The sequence below is a fragment of the Lysinibacillus capsici genome (assembly GCF_020217405.1).
In the GTDB taxonomy this organism is placed as follows: domain Bacteria; phylum Bacillota; class Bacilli; order Bacillales_A; family Planococcaceae; genus Lysinibacillus; species Lysinibacillus capsici.
In genome coordinates, this window is record NZ_CP084108.1 from 3,910,838 (window position 1) to 3,925,476 (window position 14,639).

General features: G+C 36.6%; 16 protein-coding genes. 9 read left to right on the forward strand and 7 right to left on the reverse strand.

The annotated features are described in order from the left end of the window. The first annotated feature begins 174 nt into the window (after positions 1 to 174). Positions 175 to 684, forward strand: a complete 510-nt coding sequence (locus LCP48_RS19355; RefSeq protein ID WP_004230752.1) for an antibiotic biosynthesis monooxygenase family protein — start codon at positions 175 to 177, stop codon at positions 682 to 684. 73 nt (positions 685 to 757) lie between these two features. On the opposite strand, the gene LCP48_RS19360 is transcribed toward LCP48_RS19355, so the two are convergent. Together LCP48_RS19360 and LCP48_RS19365 are read right to left on the reverse strand one after the other, a co-directional pair. Then, positions 758 to 1,939 (reverse strand): ABC transporter permease, encoded by a 1,182-nt coding sequence (locus LCP48_RS19360; protein ID WP_004230753.1) that lies wholly within the window; start codon positions 1,937 to 1,939, stop codon positions 758 to 760. Further along, positions 1,923 to 2,672 carry an ABC transporter ATP-binding protein gene (locus LCP48_RS19365; protein ID WP_004230754.1) on the reverse strand — a complete coding sequence of 250 codons (750 nt, stop codon included), beginning with the start codon at positions 2,670 to 2,672 and terminating at the stop codon, positions 1,923 to 1,925. Before LCP48_RS19365 ends, LCP48_RS19360 begins: the two co-directional genes overlap by 17 nt. 104 nt (positions 2,673 to 2,776) lie before the next feature. On the opposite strand from LCP48_RS19365, the gene LCP48_RS19370 reads away from it, so the two are divergent. The 6 genes from LCP48_RS19370 to LCP48_RS23575 all read left to right on the forward strand — a co-directional run bounded on the left by LCP48_RS19370 (position 2,777) and on the right by LCP48_RS23575 (position 6,129). Next, on the forward strand, positions 2,777 to 3,190 hold the full coding sequence (locus LCP48_RS19370) for an HIT family protein (protein ID WP_004230755.1): 414 nt from the start codon (positions 2,777 to 2,779) through the stop codon (positions 3,188 to 3,190). 148 nt (positions 3,191 to 3,338) lie between these two features. Next, positions 3,339 to 3,875: a tryptophan transporter gene (locus tag LCP48_RS19375; RefSeq protein ID WP_216486009.1), complete on the forward strand. Its 537-nt coding sequence runs from the start codon at positions 3,339 to 3,341 to the stop codon at positions 3,873 to 3,875. Between the two features lie 134 nt (positions 3,876 to 4,009). Further along, positions 4,010 to 4,405 carry a YtxH domain-containing protein gene (locus LCP48_RS19380; RefSeq protein WP_004230758.1) on the forward strand — a complete coding sequence of 132 codons (396 nt, stop codon included), beginning with the start codon at positions 4,010 to 4,012 and terminating at the stop codon, positions 4,403 to 4,405. 157 nt (positions 4,406 to 4,562) lie between these two features. After that, positions 4,563 to 5,123 (forward strand): HTH-type transcriptional regulator Hpr, encoded by a 561-nt coding sequence (locus LCP48_RS19385; RefSeq protein WP_004230760.1) that lies wholly within the window; start codon positions 4,563 to 4,565, stop codon positions 5,121 to 5,123. A 204-nt stretch (positions 5,124 to 5,327) separates the two neighbouring features. Further along, the gene (locus tag LCP48_RS19390) at positions 5,328 to 5,873 is read left to right on the forward strand and encodes a DUF3267 domain-containing protein (protein ID WP_009373452.1); all 546 of its coding nucleotides are present in this window, start codon (positions 5,328 to 5,330) and stop codon (positions 5,871 to 5,873) included. A 70-nt stretch (positions 5,874 to 5,943) separates the two neighbouring features. Next, positions 5,944 to 6,129 carry a hypothetical protein gene (locus LCP48_RS23575; RefSeq protein WP_008173337.1) on the forward strand — a complete coding sequence of 62 codons (186 nt, stop codon included), beginning with the start codon at positions 5,944 to 5,946 and terminating at the stop codon, positions 6,127 to 6,129. 246 nt (positions 6,130 to 6,375) lie between these two features. Here the strand turns inward: LCP48_RS23575 and LCP48_RS19400 are convergent, their stop codons facing one another. Further along, the gene (locus LCP48_RS19400) at positions 6,376 to 6,480 is read right to left on the reverse strand and encodes a YjcZ family sporulation protein (protein ID WP_004230765.1); all 105 of its coding nucleotides are present in this window, start codon (positions 6,478 to 6,480) and stop codon (positions 6,376 to 6,378) included. A 143-nt stretch (positions 6,481 to 6,623) separates the two neighbouring features. Here LCP48_RS19400 and LCP48_RS19405 point away from each other — a divergent pair, with 143 nt between their 5' ends. After that, positions 6,624 to 7,604, forward strand: coding sequence for a peptidylprolyl isomerase (locus LCP48_RS19405; protein ID WP_009373450.1), 981 nt, complete (start codon positions 6,624 to 6,626; stop codon positions 7,602 to 7,604). 61 nt (positions 7,605 to 7,665) lie between these two features. Here LCP48_RS19405 and LCP48_RS19410 read toward each other — a convergent pair whose 3' ends face one another. From LCP48_RS19410 to LCP48_RS19425, 4 genes are all read right to left on the reverse strand, one after another. Next, positions 7,666 to 8,970 carry a methyl-accepting chemotaxis protein gene (locus LCP48_RS19410; RefSeq protein ID WP_004230769.1) on the reverse strand — a complete coding sequence of 435 codons (1,305 nt, stop codon included), beginning with the start codon at positions 8,968 to 8,970 and terminating at the stop codon, positions 7,666 to 7,668. Between the two features lie 165 nt (positions 8,971 to 9,135). Next, positions 9,136 to 10,071: a 3'-5' exoribonuclease YhaM gene (yhaM, locus tag LCP48_RS19415; RefSeq protein WP_004230771.1), complete on the reverse strand. Its 936-nt coding sequence runs from the start codon at positions 10,069 to 10,071 to the stop codon at positions 9,136 to 9,138. Then, positions 10,068 to 12,956: an ATP-binding protein gene (locus tag LCP48_RS19420; protein WP_225340464.1), complete on the reverse strand. Its 2,889-nt coding sequence runs from the start codon at positions 12,954 to 12,956 to the stop codon at positions 10,068 to 10,070. The genes yhaM and LCP48_RS19420 overlap by 4 nt, the downstream gene beginning before the upstream one ends. A gap of 4 nt (positions 12,957 to 12,960) precedes the next feature. Continuing rightward, the gene (locus LCP48_RS19425) at positions 12,961 to 14,175 is read right to left on the reverse strand and encodes a metallophosphoesterase family protein (RefSeq protein WP_202342638.1); all 1,215 of its coding nucleotides are present in this window, start codon (positions 14,173 to 14,175) and stop codon (positions 12,961 to 12,963) included. Between the two features lie 259 nt (positions 14,176 to 14,434). Between LCP48_RS19425 and LCP48_RS19430 the strand changes: the two genes are divergently transcribed. Beyond that, a complete protein-coding gene (locus LCP48_RS19430) occupies positions 14,435 to 14,620 on the forward strand; it encodes a YhzD family protein (protein ID WP_004230778.1) in 186 nt (61 codons plus the stop codon). The last annotated feature ends 19 nt before the right edge of the window (positions 14,621 to 14,639 follow it).

A 14,639-nucleotide genomic window follows, 5' to 3' on the forward strand; every position in this document is an offset into this window, starting at 1 on the left:
TTATTGATATCCGTTTCCAATAGTAAACGCTTCCTCTGTTATTGTATAGTTTTCCTAGTGAAATGTCATAAAATTGTTCTTTCTCGGCATATTCTTTTTGAACGGAGCGTTAGACTTACGCCAGAAAGGGTATAATCACGCTATATTAGTAAGATTCATAAGGAGGATAAATTCATGCATATTTATTTAACTTCTGGTACTGGCGATTTTTTGGAACAGGTAAAAAATAAGTATCCTAATGAACATATGATTTTAATTCATGGCGAAGGTAACTCTGTACTGATACATGAAACAGAAGGAAAAACAGTATTTGCGACACCCCGTAAATTTGAAGTGCTAGATTCAGTAAATGATTTAGAGGAACATGGTTTCTTTGTTTTCAATAATATTCCTGTAACAGATGAAGGAAGACCAGTTTTCGAGCATCGCTTTTTAGAACGTTCACGCGCTATTGAAAACGAGCCTGGTTTTGTTGCCTTCCGTTTATTAAGGCCTATCAAGAGTGATACTTACATTGTCATGACTCAATGGCATGGGCCCCATTCATTTGAGGCATGGAAGAGTTCTAAAGCCTATGAAACTGCCCATGCTAGAAGAGATGATTCAACTGGGATACGCCAGCAAAACATCTTCTCAGCAGCTTCTTATGTAACAACCTATAGTGCTCTACCGAAAGAAGATTAACAATAAGTTTAAATAATTAAAAGCTCATTTATCCAACAATATCATTGGTAAATGAGCTTTTTAGTATTTTATTCTACTTTGAAACCTTCGACGTTAATTCACTAATCACCATAACAATGATGAAGGCAATATAAAACATTGGTTGTGTCATAGCACATAAGCCCACAACAATAGCTTGTGTAATCATGGCTAAACGCACAATTTGCTTCACGGCTAGTTGACGAGCATGATCTGGTAACGGATAGAGCATGTCCATTCGAAATTCGCCACTGGCTAACAGAGCTTGTTTTAACTGAATAGTTGTCGCAAAGCTGAGTGCACCCGCTACAATCCATGTAACGACAGGAATATCTACAAATGCCGCTATGATTGCTGATATAGCAGTAAGGCGTACCCATAAATAGAAATGGTCATCTGTCCGAATAAAGGTACGAAATACCAGGTACTTTTGAGCATTTCCCTGACCGTATGGTACAAATTTATAGAGCCAGTCCATCCAGTTTCGACGCCGAATGCTACCGTGTAAATGAGGTACGTCTGTAAAATAATTTGCAAAACGATAGAAGCTCATCATACGATTCTGTTCAAGCTTGACAAAATGCTCATACGGCACTGGTTCGCCAACTGATTTTTTATTAAAGACCATCATATAAACAACACTAATAACTGTCGCGATTACTGCTAATAACAACTGCGCATGGAGCCCCATATAAACAGCAGCCGCAAAAATGACAGCTCGGATAAGCCTATCTACCCAAACCATCTGCCCTCGTTCACTATAACGATAGCTGAATTCTCCTCGAACACTTAGATATTTCAACACAATAGTAAGTAAAAATATTGTCCATATTTCGATCGTTGTTAATTCAGTCACGGCCTTTAATAATGGGATACTAACAATATAGACAATCGCTACAATCCACACTTGAGACCAAAACGTCCAAGCCAACGCCTTGCTGAAGTACAAAGACATTTTTGATTCTAAAGGTAATAAGTATACTTGATCTGGCTCTCTCAACAATGTAGTCGGACGGCTAAAGGCCAATAAAATCCCTATGATAACAGCTATTAGGACTTCTGCTGGAAAATCTGTTTGAACAACTTTCAGCCATTCGCTATATTGATAGCCCCCTGCTCCTATTAAAAATACAAGTACGATGGCTATATGCCCTGTAAAAATAAATTGCATATATTTTTGTACTTCTCCTATATAATGCATGAAGCGAGAGGACCATACATCACGCAAGTTCTTCATGGTCCCGCTCCTTTGTCATAGCAATATAGAGGTCATCTAATGTCGCATTCGGCATAGCAAATGATTGACGTAAATCAGCCATTGTTCCTTGTGCTCGAACTCTTCCTTCATGCAATAAGATAATGCGATCACAATGCTTTTCAGCTGTCGATAGAATATGTGTAGACATTAATATAGAAGCGCCTTCTCTTTTCTTTTCATCCATTTGGTCTAATAACGATTGAATACCTAGTGGATCCAATCCCACAAAAGGTTCATCAATAATATATAGACTTGGATTCACTAAAAAGGCACACATAATCATAACTTTTTGACGCATTCCCTTCGAAAAATGTGAAGGGAACCAATTTAATCTTTTCTCCATTCGAAACTCTTTTAACAGTACCTCAGAACGAGCATCGAGTGTTGCTTTGTCAATACCGTAAGCCATTGCTGTTAATTCTAAATGCTCTCTTAATGTTAGCTCATCGTACAATACAGGGGTTTCAGGAATATAAGAAAAAGCTGTACGATACTTGTCCGTATCTTCCTTTAATGTTACACCATTTAGACGAATGTCACCTTCCTTTGGCAACATTGTTCCTATAATATGTTTAATCGTTGTACTTTTACCAGCTCCATTTAAGCCAATTAAGCCAACTAGTTCACCTTTTCCAATCGTAAAAGATAGATCTTTAATAACAGGTTTTCTTGTATAACCACCTGTCACATGCTGTACCTCTAATACTGACATATTCTCACTCCTCTTCTTGTATTATATTTTATCAAAAATTAGCAAATGATACAGGTTTGAGTATGATAGAATGTACTTACATATACGTTAAGGGGGAAATTCTTATGAGCGATTGCCTATTTTGCAAAATTATTGATGGTTCCATTCCAAGTACAAAAATTTACGAAGACGATCATGTCTATGCATTCACAGACATTTCACCTGTTGCAAAGGGCCATACACTATTAATTCCAAAATATCACTGCCAAGATCTATTTGAAATGCCAGAGGAAGTGGCGCGTAATTTATATGCTGTAGCGCCAAAAATTGCAAATGCTATTAAAGCAGCATTTCAGCCTATTGGTTTGAATACCATTAATAACAATGGAGCTGCTGCTGGACAAACTGTTTTCCACTACCACTTACATTTTATTCCGCGTTACGATGAAAAAGAAGGGCTAGGCTTAATTTGGCAAACACAAAAGTACTCTCCAGAGCAGTTGGCAGAAGTAGCAGAAAGTATTAAAGCCAATATATAAGCCATTTGTAATATATTAACATCTGAATGTTCAGAATACTGTATTGCAAATTTTTAAAATTTAGCGTACAATCACAAATAAGTTTCGCTAGCGGTCAAGAGGACACGTTAGGAGACAAATAGATTAGCTTAGTCGAGGAGAGATTCAAATGAATACAAAGAATTTAGTATTAATGGCACTATTAGTAGGTGTCGGTGCTGCACTTTATGTGGTTACACCAGGAATGGTGAATGGGATGAAGCCTGATTTTATGTTAACCATGATGTTTATTGGTATTCTATTATTCCCAACAGTGAAAGAAACGTTCCTACTTTCTCTTTCAACAGGGGTGCTTTCAGGTTTATTTACAACATTCCCAGCAGGTCTAGTCCCAAATATTATTGATAAAGCTGTTACTGGTTTTGTATTTTTAGCTGCTTTAATCATTCTCAAAAAACTGGCAGGTCATTTCGCCGTATCTGCTGTCTTAGTTGGCTTTGGAACAATTCTTTCAGGAACTGTCTTCTTAGCAGTAGCGCTTTTTGTGTTTAATGCAAATGTTGGCGCGACGTTTGCGATGCTATTTATTGGCGTTGTCCTTCCAGCTGTCGTATTTAACGTTGTTGCGTTTGCCGTTATTTATCCAATTGTTTCAAAATTAGTGAAGCGCTCTAAATTCAATACAGCTCTTTCTCAAATTTCATAAATAAACACTTTAAATAATTAAAAGAAACTAAACTGTGACGGTCAAATCACTCGTTTAGTTTCTTTTTTCTTTTTGTATTGGTGCATTTCATGGTTTAATAGTAAATAAACATGACTAGAAATGAGGTATCTAATATGAAAGCAAAACCATTTTTACTTGGACTAGCTACAGGAATTATCGGTGGGACAATCGCTGTGCTTTTCTCAACGCCACAATCTGGACAACAGCTACGTGCTTCTGTTAAACAAAATGTTGACCAAACAAAGGGTATGCTCCTTGATGTAAAACAACAAGTAGGAACTGTTAAACAATCTGTTAATACATTAACAAATGAAGTAAAAAATAATATCCCACAAATAATAAATGATTTAAAGCAAACAATTACGACTTTTACTGAAGAAATCGAACCAACGAAAAATAATTTACAACAAGAATTAGATGCTTTACAGAATTCGATAAGCGAAATCGAGAAAAACATTGCACAAATTACAGAAAATAAGAAAAAACCTCAAGAAAAAATTAGCGACTAAAGTCCTTACAAAGGGTTAGGTAATCTATTTTTTTATTAAAAAATATTGCTATAATATCATTTTTTAGCCACTTTCCAATTTTTTAATTTTTCTAACTTTAAACTTTTTTCCTTTACTGCTATAATATTTTTAAAAATGTGAAAGAAAGCAGTAGGTGATGGCTTTGTCAGAGGAATTATATACACAAAAAGAAGCGATGCTTTATAGTCAAAGAATCGCACAGTTATCAAAAGCGCTGTGGAAAGCAGTTGAAAAGGATTGGCAACAATGGATTAAACCTTATGATTTAAATATTAATGAACACCATATTTTATGGATTTCATACCATTTAAAAGGCGCTTCCATTTCTGATGTTGCGAAATTTGGTGTGATGCATGTTTCTACAGCATTTAATTTCTCCAAAAAATTAGAAGAACGTGGCTTTCTTAAGTTTTCCAAACGTGATGACGATAAACGTAATACGTATGTTGAACTTACAGAAGCTGGTACAGAGCTCATTATAGAGATGAATAAAAACTACCATAATACGTATCATTCCGTCCTGGAAGGATCATTAGCATTAAAAGATTTATATGGCCGTTTTCCTGATTTTTTAGATGTAATGGCTGTTATTCGTAATATCTATGGTGAAGATTTCATCGATATTTTCGAACGCTCTTTCCAACATTTCCGTGATTCCTTTGACACACTAGAAGAACGCACACCTGTAAAAGGATAAGACGAAGCTTCAAACTGCACATAATTGTTCCTGCACTTATTTATAAGTTGAACAAAAATGTTATACTACTGTTCATTCAGGAATGAGTCATGTGAAAGGAGGTATTTCAGAAATATTTCTGAAGTACCTCCTTTTTCTTGCATTCTAACATAATTCAATTTACATTAAATAGGACACTTCCTATTTCGGAGTTGATAAAAAACCATGCATTGCTGGAAAATTTTAAATTTAGAACATCATTACGGTACTACGCGTATTATTATAATGGGTGTCATTACTTTTTTATTGGTCTTTTCTGTTTCCTATGTAACGTTTAATTTATTTAATGAAGAGCATTATACAGATCGATTATTCTGGCTCTTTGTGATAGCTGTGCTAACACTTTATCCCATTCACAAATTTTTGCATTTTGTGGCCCTATTTGATTTACGCCAACATTTAAAATTACGTCTACGTAGTCAGTTTTATATAATTCCTGTTTTACACATGCGAATTCGAGAGCCATTATCTAAAAATCGTTACATCTTAGCATTACTTACGCCTTTTATCGTTCTAAATACTATTATTATAGTTGGAACATGGCTTTTACCAGCCTATACCCATTATGGGACATTGCTGTTAGCCTATCACTGTAGTCTATGCTTGATTGATATCCTTTACGTAAAGTATCTCTTGAATTCACCTAAAAATTCACAAATAGAAGAAACACCTAAAGGCTATGAAATTTTAGTTCCACCGACCGTTCACTAAATTGCTTGTACTTGTTTTTTATTGACGTTCTTTGTTATGCTATTACTATTGAAAGAGGGGAGGAATAGACTTGCTATTAATGATTGTAGTTCTATTCTCGGTATTCTATTTATTTCAAATTAACCGCATGACATATGCTCTATGCATGCGACGTGAAATTCCCGAAGAAAACCAACCAAAAATATTCCGAACTATAAATATACTTATTACTATCCTACTTGTCTCATTCTACATTGAAATTTTATATGCAGTTTAACAGAAAAATCCATTACGCCTCGGCGAAATGGAATCTAATTTTTTGGGGCTTTTTTGAAAAGGCCCTTTTAAAAACCAGCTGCACCATCCGCGCCCGTCCGCACGCTCGAAGATAAGTCGAGCCCCCCATGCAACAACTTTTACTAACCAAATAAATTGTTTAGAACCTAAGGCATGCGGCGCGAATGTCTAACATTGTTAAGAAAAGCTAAGAGTTGATGCTCTTAGCTTTTCGCTGTTTTATTAATTAGTATAGGAACGCTGCACCAACGATAATTAATAAAATAAATAACACAACTAATAAAGCAAAGCCTGAGCCGTAGCCACCGCCACCGTATCCTCCGTTGCCCATAACTTCACCCCCTTTCTTTTCTATATCCTATGCGCTTCAAAATTTGAAATATAGGCAATACTCAAGGGGGAACCATTTTGTTTTTAAAACGTTTATGTTATAGTAAAAAATGGACGAAACCATGTTAGGAGAGAATATCCACTATGAAAAAGACAGTTTTATCTTTAACTTTAGCTGCGTCTGTATTAGCGCTTGGTGCTTGTAGCGGCGGAGATAGCAAAGCAATCGTTACTTCTAAAGTGGGCGATATTTCAGTAGCTGATTTTAATGAAAAGGCAAAAGCTTTAACAGGCTCATATGTAATGCAGCAAATGGTGACTGAAAAAGTTTTAGCTGACAAATATGAAGTAACAGATAAAGAAATCAAAGAAGCGTATGACACGACTGCATCACAATTTGGTGATGGCTTTACACAAGCGCTTGCTGAAAGTGGCTTAACAGAACAGGGCTTTAAAGATTCTTTACGTGTTCAACTTCTTCAAGAGAAAGCTTTGAAAGATCAAGCAATTAAAGAAGAAGATGTGAAAAAATACTACGAGCAAATGAAAAAAGAATTAAATGGTCGTCATATTTTAGTAGCAGATGAAAAAACAGCAAAAGAAGTAATTGAAAAAATTAAGGGTGGCGCTAAGTTTGAGGACGTTGCAAAAGAGTACTCAACAGATACTGGCTCTGCTCAAAAAGGTGGAGAGCTTGGATGGTTCTCTGTAGGTTCAATGGTAGACGAATTTAACGATGCTGCTTATGCTCTTGAATTAAATACATTAAGTGAACCAGTAAAATCTAGCTTTGGTTATCATGTAATTGAAATTACGGACAAGCGTGATGTAAAAGGTGTTGGTTCATTTAAAGACGAAGAAGAAAACATTCGTTCAACTATGTTAAATAAACTGAACCAAACTGGTGAAGCTCAAACGATTCTTAAAGATATCGTTGCAAAAATGGCTAAAGATGCCGATGTAAAAACATCTGATAAAGATTTAAAAGAACCGCTTAAATTCTTTACAACAACAAGTGAAGAACAAGCAAAAGCAGCTGAAGAAGCAGCTAAAAAAGCTGAAGAAAATGCACCAAAAGAGGACTCCGAAGATAAAGCAGAAGATACTGACAAGGAATCTAAGTAATTAGAGTCTAGTGTAACAAAAAGAGAAGCACCTGATACATCAGATGCTTCTCTTTTTTACTCTATTTTACTTTAAATTGGCTAATTTCAGTTTGTAGGTCATTTGACATTGTTTGAAGAAAATTTGCAGCACTTGCTATTTCCTCATTAGAAGCACTTTGTTGCTCGATAGATAAAGCAATATGCTGTATGCCCGAAGATGTGCCATTCGCTATGCCAACGACTTCTTTTACAGCCTCATCTGTTTGACTTGCTTTCTCATTGACACGCAAGACAATATCCTTTACTTCCGTTGTACGATGACTTATCTGTTGCAAATATACGACTATATTTTTAAAGGTATCGCCTGTCTGTTCAACAGATTCACGGCCTTCCTCCACAAACTGCGTCCCACTATTAATAGCATAAACAGCACTGGAGGTTTGGTTTAAGATATCATCCACCAATGTTCGAATATTATCTGCAGCCTTTCCAGATTCCTCTGCTAGCTTTCTTACTTCATCTGCCACTACTGCAAAGCCTTTTCCAGCCTCTCCTGCACGAGCTGCTTCAATAGATGCATTCAATGCAAGTAAGTTTGTTTGATCTGTAATACTTGTAATCAGCGCTACAATTGTACTGATTTCCTTCGATTTTTCGCCTAAAGCATTTACAACTGCGGTTGACTGATGAACAGATTCATTAATGGTATTCATTTTTTCAATCGTTTGCTCAATTAGCTGTAATCCTAAATCAGCCTTTTGGTTCGTTTCATTTGCTATTGAGGCCACTTCCTGTACAGCAGAAGATGCATGATCCATATCCTTAGTAATTAAATGTGCCGATTCAGATAATAAATCCATTTGCCTTAATTGTCCTTCTGCACTGGAGGCAATTTCCCCAATGGCACTAGAAATAGTTTCAACTGTTTGACTGCTTTGCTCGGTAATCGTTGTAAATTCCTTTGTAAAGGTTGATACATCTGTCGATGCCTTATTCGTCTTTTCAATGACCGTCCCAATTTGCTCTAGCATATGATTAAATTCAGTCGATAATTGACCAATTTCATCTTTTAATCGATCATCAATGCGAACAGTTAAATCGCCATCAGCAGCCTGGGTCATAGCATTTAACACACGCTTGACACGTCTTAAGACAATATACCTTGTACATAACGAAATAATTACTGTGCCAATAAATAACGAAATAAATGTATTAATGGCAACCCCAGCACTTCCATTCATATGCACTACCTTCTCGAATTGACGACTAACAAATTCTGAAATATGGGAGCTAATAAATAAGCTTATGCCGATAGCTAGTATCATTTTGAAAATTAAACTTTTCCAAAACTTAATTTTCCGTGAAAAAAGTCCCTCTGTATCCATCACTTTTCCCCATTCCTATAATTTCTCTCTCTATTCTAAATTAAATATTCACATTGGTACAATAGTTAGGTACTATTAGTAAATATATGAATACTTAGACTCAGAGAAATTAATAATGAATAGCTATACAGCAATGTCAGTTTAAGAGCTGATTGATACTGCTTTTTATATAGTAGGCTTATAGAATGAACGATTATCAAGTGGGAAGAGTCTCTCTGTAAATTCGCCAGGTGTCGTTTTACCTAATGCCCTTGTTAACATATTCATCTTTGCATCAATGTTATCGATATAATGCAAAATTTCTGCTTCCTGAATCATAGGTTTTTTCGGGCTACCCCACTCTTCTTTCCCATGGTGAGACAATACCATATGCTGTAACAGCATGACTTCCTCCCCTTCAATTTCAAGCTCACTAGCAATCTTAGCAATTTCATTTACCATAATTGTAATATGGCCTAATAAATTCCCCTCCACTGTATACATAGTGGCAACTGGGCCTGATAACTCTACAACCTTGCCTACATCATGTAAAATAATCCCAGCATATAATAAGTCACGATTTAATGTTGGATATAGATCAGCAATGGCTTTACCTAGTTTGAGCATGGAGACCATATGATCTAATAAACCTGACGCATAGTCATGATGATTTTTAGTCGCTGCTGGAAAAACTAAAATAGCCTCTTGATGTTTTTTAATTGCTGCTCTTGTAATTCGTGAGATATTAGGGTTTTTAATGTCAAAGAAAAATTGCGTTAATTCTTCATATAGTTGTTCTTTTGGTGTTGCAGAGGAAGGCACTAAATCATGAATAGCAATTCCTTCCTCTGGCTTAGCAACACGGATAGATTTAATACGCAATTGATTCTTTCCTCTATAGTCATGAATCTCTCCACCAACACGTACAATGGCTTCCGCATGGTACGTCTTTTCATGATCCTCATTCGTGTCCCATAGCTTTGCCTCTATATCCCCACTCTTATCTTGTAATATTAGCGACATAAATGGCTTTCCAACGGTTGTAACCCCTTTTGTCGCTTGTTTTATTAATAAAAATTGATCAACTACTTCTCCAACTTGGAGCGTCGTAATCCCTTTCATGTTGACGCCACTCCCCTTTCGTTTGCTAATGCTCCTATATCGACAATCTGCTCTTTCTTCCAATAGTTGAGCATTGTGTCATGGCAAGTAAAATACAAAATTTGACGCTCATATCCTACTTCTTTCATTAATTGTACCATTTTGTCTGTGCGGTTTCGATCAAAATGGACAAAAGGATCGTCCATAATCATTGGAAATGGAGCAGCACTCACTAGGGTTTTTGCTAGAGCCATTCGCAATGCAATATAAGCTTGCTCTTTGGTAGCCTGTGACAACTCCACCATTTGATAACGTATTCCTGCAGCATCCTGTGCTACAAAGTAACCATCCTCATGAATCGAAAGTTTGTCATAGTTTCCTCCTGTTAGTAAACGGAATACAGCATTTACCTCTTGAAGGACATGAGGTAATTTTTCTTCACGAAGACGGAATAGGGTTTCATGAATAGCTGTCGCCACCGCTTTTTTAGTTGCCCACTGCTCAATTAACTGATGCAATTCTGTTTTCTCCTGCTCAAACTGTTGAAGTAATTGACCATACTTTTCATCATTTAATAGCTGCTCTTTTTCCATTAGCAAAGCAGCACGTTGTTCCAGACACTGATCAATTTCTAGTTGCAATGATTGCTGCTCTTGTTCTAAAGCAAATATGCGCTCGTTAACAGAGTCCTCCATCAGATTTTCCTTCTGTTGAAGAGCGAGTGAAGATAATTGAGCCTGAACGGTTTGCAATTCTCCCTCAATTTTTTTTCTCTGTTCAAATTGCTCATGCATTTCATAATATGCCTGTTCATTTTGGATCTTTGCTTCTTTGAATAGCTCGGACATTTCAGCAGTATAACGATCCATTCTTGATTGTCCACCTTCTATTTTTATTTGGACGCTTGCTAGCTGATCTTTTGCATGCTGAGCTTGCTGCTGTTGCTGTTGTGCTTCAAGGTAGGCTGTTCGTAAATGCATATAAATTTCATGTTCATCATAGGCTCCATCTAAAACCCGCTGAAGCTGCTCATAAATGCTGTTTTTTTCTACCTGCGTTTCTTGCAACAGACTTGAGGTACTGTTTCTTTTAGCTGCTAATTCTTGTACACCACGAATACGCATAAATAATTCGGGCATTAGCGATCTGGCTATCGTTCCTTGTAAGCGATAACGCTTTAAAAAATGCTGGAGTGTTTGAGTGGCTTCTTCACTCTCCACCTCCGTTAGTTGAATTTTATATTCAAGAGAAGTATATTGCTGCTCCTTTTCTTTCTGCTGTTCATTGATGTGTAACAAGCGATCTTCATATCTTTGCTTCTTAATAAGAACTGCTTGTACTGTTAATTCCTCTTGCTCTAACTCCCGTAGGAGGATGCTGTGCTCTTTATTAGTAGGTTCATCTGCTTGCTTAACATATCGAATAAACAAAAAGGATAGCAATGATAAAACTGCTCCAATTAGGATTACAATTATGTTTTTTTCAAATACACCATAAGCAAACGACAAGAAGCCAATCAGTAGTACAAGCCAGATAAAGTCATGAGGTTTCTTCTGCTTACTTCGTTGCGATTTGGCAACACGTAATTGCTCAAGCCTCCGCTTTTGTTGAGGCCATTGTGCTAAAATATGTTCTTCCTCACTTGTTAATGACTCATGCATTAGCTGTTGCTTCTGTTTGGCTATTGCACCTAATTCTAGGTGTACTTGCTCTAGTGAACGTAGATGAAATTTTAGCTCTTCCTCCGCCTCCTCTAATTTACTTAATTGAAGCTGAAATTGTTGCTCCTGTTGGAGTGATACTGTTTCGTTCAAAAGATTTTCTTGTGCTTCTTTCTCTGTTACACCTAGTAAACGAAACTGTGCTTCAATTTCTTGTTCGAGCAAAAATAGATCATCCTGTAAATTTTGCTCTTTCACCATTAGCTGATGCCACGTTGCCTCTCTTTGCATAAGGTAAGCCATTTCATTGACCTTTTGCTCATCCACTGTTACAAGTATTTTCTCCTGTAATGTTTGATGCTGCTCCTTTAATTGCATCAATTGTTGACTTTCATGTAACAGACGATCCTTTGCTTGCTCATACCGTCTGATACCCTCTGATGGAAACTGAACATGTTGAAAATTGGTCATTGTCTGTTGCAATGTCTGTTGCTGCTTGAGAAGAGGAAGTGCTTGTTTTTGAATAGTTAATTGCTGCCATTGTTGCTGTTGCCGTTTCTGCTTACCAAATAGCTGTTCTAGCTTTTGCTCAAGTAATTGTAATTGCTGTAATTTATCCTCAAAGGTTTGAATCTTCCCCTGCTCCAGTTTAATTGTCCGCTCAAGCTGCTTTAGTTGTTCAATCTTTTGATTAATCAATGGCACTTTACCTGTTTTTTTAAACAGCTCACTAGCCTCTTTATCCATTTTCTTTTCAAGAGTGGATAAATACTGAATACCTGTTGTACCTGAGGCAAGTAGCAAATGGGTTAGCTCCTCTTCAGACATTTTTTCAATACCTTGTAGTTCATGCAGTGAAAAAGAAAAAATGGCTTCAAAGGATGCCCTAGAATAACCATATAAAAGCTTTACTAACAACTCCTCATGCCCCGTTGTTCCATCCTCTAGGTAGACAGTAACATCACCAGCAGCCTTTCCTTTCACACGTTCAACTGTACATTGACCATAAATAGGGTGTAAAAGTGTCAGCTGACCTCCATATTTCGTAGAAATTTTCGGCTCATATTTGCGCTGTATCTGCTGCCTTGTTGGGAAACCAAAAAGCATTTGTAGTATAAACTGCTGTATCGTCGTTTTTCCTGCTTCATTTAATCCATAAAAAATAGTGACACCATCATTTAACGAAATGGAGATATTTTCATGCTTACCAAAGCCATAAATTTGGATTTTCTGTATTGTCAGCATGTAATCACGCCCTTTGAATTTCTTCTGCTAATAATGTCTGTGCACGATTGGTTAAGTTCTCAATTTCCTTTTCACTAAGTGGCTCTATTAGCCTCGCGCCACCAGCATATTGGTACAAATCTTTTAGAATATCCTTCCATTCATCGCTGTCCCATTGCTCCATCAAGCTCACAACGGATTGAGTTGTTGCTGTATGCTCTAAAAATCTCGATGCCTTTTGCAACACCATTTTTTGTACCCAACACATTGGCTCAATACCTTCCTCAGCCTCTCGAATAGTCTCTAACCATGCATCTACTGTTGCATGCTCAAATAAAGCTTCCGTTTGTTCGTCAATATGTTGCAAATGAAGCTCTACTACCGCTGCGCCATACTTCTTCCTATTGGCTGTAATCGCTTCTGCACATCTCTTCAATAATTCATTGGCGTGTACCACATTCGTACAATCCACCTCTATGGTGCTATAGACGACAGCAGAAGTAGAGATAAATTCAAGCTTAGTCGATGTTTTGGATAACGTCACATCATAAAAGCCTTTCATTCCTTGTTCTTTACGATGTCGACTTTGAATATTGCCTGGATAAACAATTGGAGGGTTTTGATGTAAAAGCTGTCGTTTATGAATATGGCCAAGCGCCCAATAATGATAGTTCTTTTCAAGTAACTGTTGCTTTGTAAAAGGGGCATACACATCATGTGTCGTATTGCCTGCCTCACTGCCATGAAGCATACCAATATGAATGGCATGCTGATCATGTGCAGTTGGATAGCTTTCAATAACGGATGCCTTTAAATGACGTTCAGGATAACTAAAACCATATATATTCACTTGTTGACCCCGTATTTTTAATTGAACTACACTCGTTTCAGCTGGTAATTCATAGACATTACTTGGTAAAGCAAAACGTGTCCATGTGCCATTTAAATGATCATGATTTCCGTAGCTTACAATGACAGGGATATTGTGTTGAAAAAGCTTCTCCATTGCATCTTGAAATCTACGTTGTGCTTGCAAGCTACGATTTTCACCATCATAAATATCCCCAACAATAAGTAAAAAATCAGGTTTTTCCTGAATCGCTTTAAGGATAATTTTATCAAAAGCTTCAAAAGTGCTTGACCGTATTTTCTTTAAAATGGGTTCGGGTAGACCAAATAAGCCCTTAAATGGACTATCTAAATGTAAATCTGCCATATGGAAAAAACGAATTGCTGACATCCAATCACCTCAAATAGTAGATAATTCTCTCTTTAGTGCAAACCAAAGTAATAATATGTTGATTAATCGAAACCGAATATTTGTTCTATTTTATCATAACTCATGTTTGATGAAAAATGCTATTACAGAAAAAAACAACATCGCCTTACTTTTTCCACAATTTTCGTAATTTATCAAAAAATTCACTAGTTTTACCGTGAAGTTTATAAATCTTCTATGTATAATAGAAATATATTCAAGTAAAAAGGGTGGGGTCTTTATGGAGAATTATCGTTTTACAGCTTTTGAAAAAACAGGGGAAACATTGTTTGATGAAACTTGGACTTTTGAAAATGATGAGGCTGCTAAACTAAATGGACAACAACAAGTTGAGGAAAAAGGTGTTGCCGATAAAACTCATCGTCTTGTAAACGCTTCTGGTAAATTAATTTTATTCCATGTTTAGTGGCTAATAAAAGGCACGT

What these genes read in the sequence shown, in the direction of transcription:
- LCP48_RS19420 (WP_225340464.1), bottom strand. Translation starts at nt 12,956, where the DNA reads ATGCTGACAATACAGAAAATCCAAATTTATGGCTTTGGTAAGCATGAA.
- LCP48_RS19365 (WP_004230754.1), bottom strand. Translation starts at nt 2,672, where the DNA reads ATGTCAGTATTAGAGGTACAGCATGTGACAGGTGGTTATACAAGAAAA.
- LCP48_RS19385 (WP_004230760.1), top strand. Translation starts at nt 4,563, where the DNA reads ATGGCTTTGTCAGAGGAATTATATACACAAAAAGAAGCGATGCTTTAT.
- LCP48_RS19425 (WP_202342638.1), bottom strand. Translation starts at nt 14,175, where the DNA reads ATGTCAGCAATTCGTTTTTTCCATATGGCAGATTTACATTTAGATAGT.
- LCP48_RS19375 (WP_216486009.1), top strand. Translation starts at nt 3,339, where the DNA reads ATGAATACAAAGAATTTAGTATTAATGGCACTATTAGTAGGTGTCGGT.
- LCP48_RS19370 (WP_004230755.1), top strand. Translation starts at nt 2,777, where the DNA reads ATGAGCGATTGCCTATTTTGCAAAATTATTGATGGTTCCATTCCAAGT.
- LCP48_RS19410 (WP_004230769.1), bottom strand. Translation starts at nt 8,970, where the DNA reads ATGGATACAGAGGGACTTTTTTCACGGAAAATTAAGTTTTGGAAAAGT.
- LCP48_RS19360 (WP_004230753.1), bottom strand. Translation starts at nt 1,939, where the DNA reads ATGAAGAACTTGCGTGATGTATGGTCCTCTCGCTTCATGCATTATATA.
- LCP48_RS19405 (WP_009373450.1), top strand. Translation starts at nt 6,624, where the DNA reads ATGAAAAAGACAGTTTTATCTTTAACTTTAGCTGCGTCTGTATTAGCG.
- LCP48_RS19390 (WP_009373452.1), top strand. Translation starts at nt 5,328, where the DNA reads ATGCATTGCTGGAAAATTTTAAATTTAGAACATCATTACGGTACTACG.
- LCP48_RS19355 (WP_004230752.1), top strand. Translation starts at nt 175, where the DNA reads ATGCATATTTATTTAACTTCTGGTACTGGCGATTTTTTGGAACAGGTA.
- LCP48_RS19430 (WP_004230778.1), top strand. Translation starts at nt 14,435, where the DNA reads ATGGAGAATTATCGTTTTACAGCTTTTGAAAAAACAGGGGAAACATTG.
- LCP48_RS19380 (WP_004230758.1), top strand. Translation starts at nt 4,010, where the DNA reads ATGAAAGCAAAACCATTTTTACTTGGACTAGCTACAGGAATTATCGGT.
- yhaM (WP_004230771.1), bottom strand. Translation starts at nt 10,071, where the DNA reads ATGAAAGGGATTACGACGCTCCAAGTTGGAGAAGTAGTTGATCAATTT.
- LCP48_RS19400 (WP_004230765.1), bottom strand. Translation starts at nt 6,480, where the DNA reads ATGGGCAACGGAGGATACGGTGGCGGTGGCTACGGCTCAGGCTTTGCT.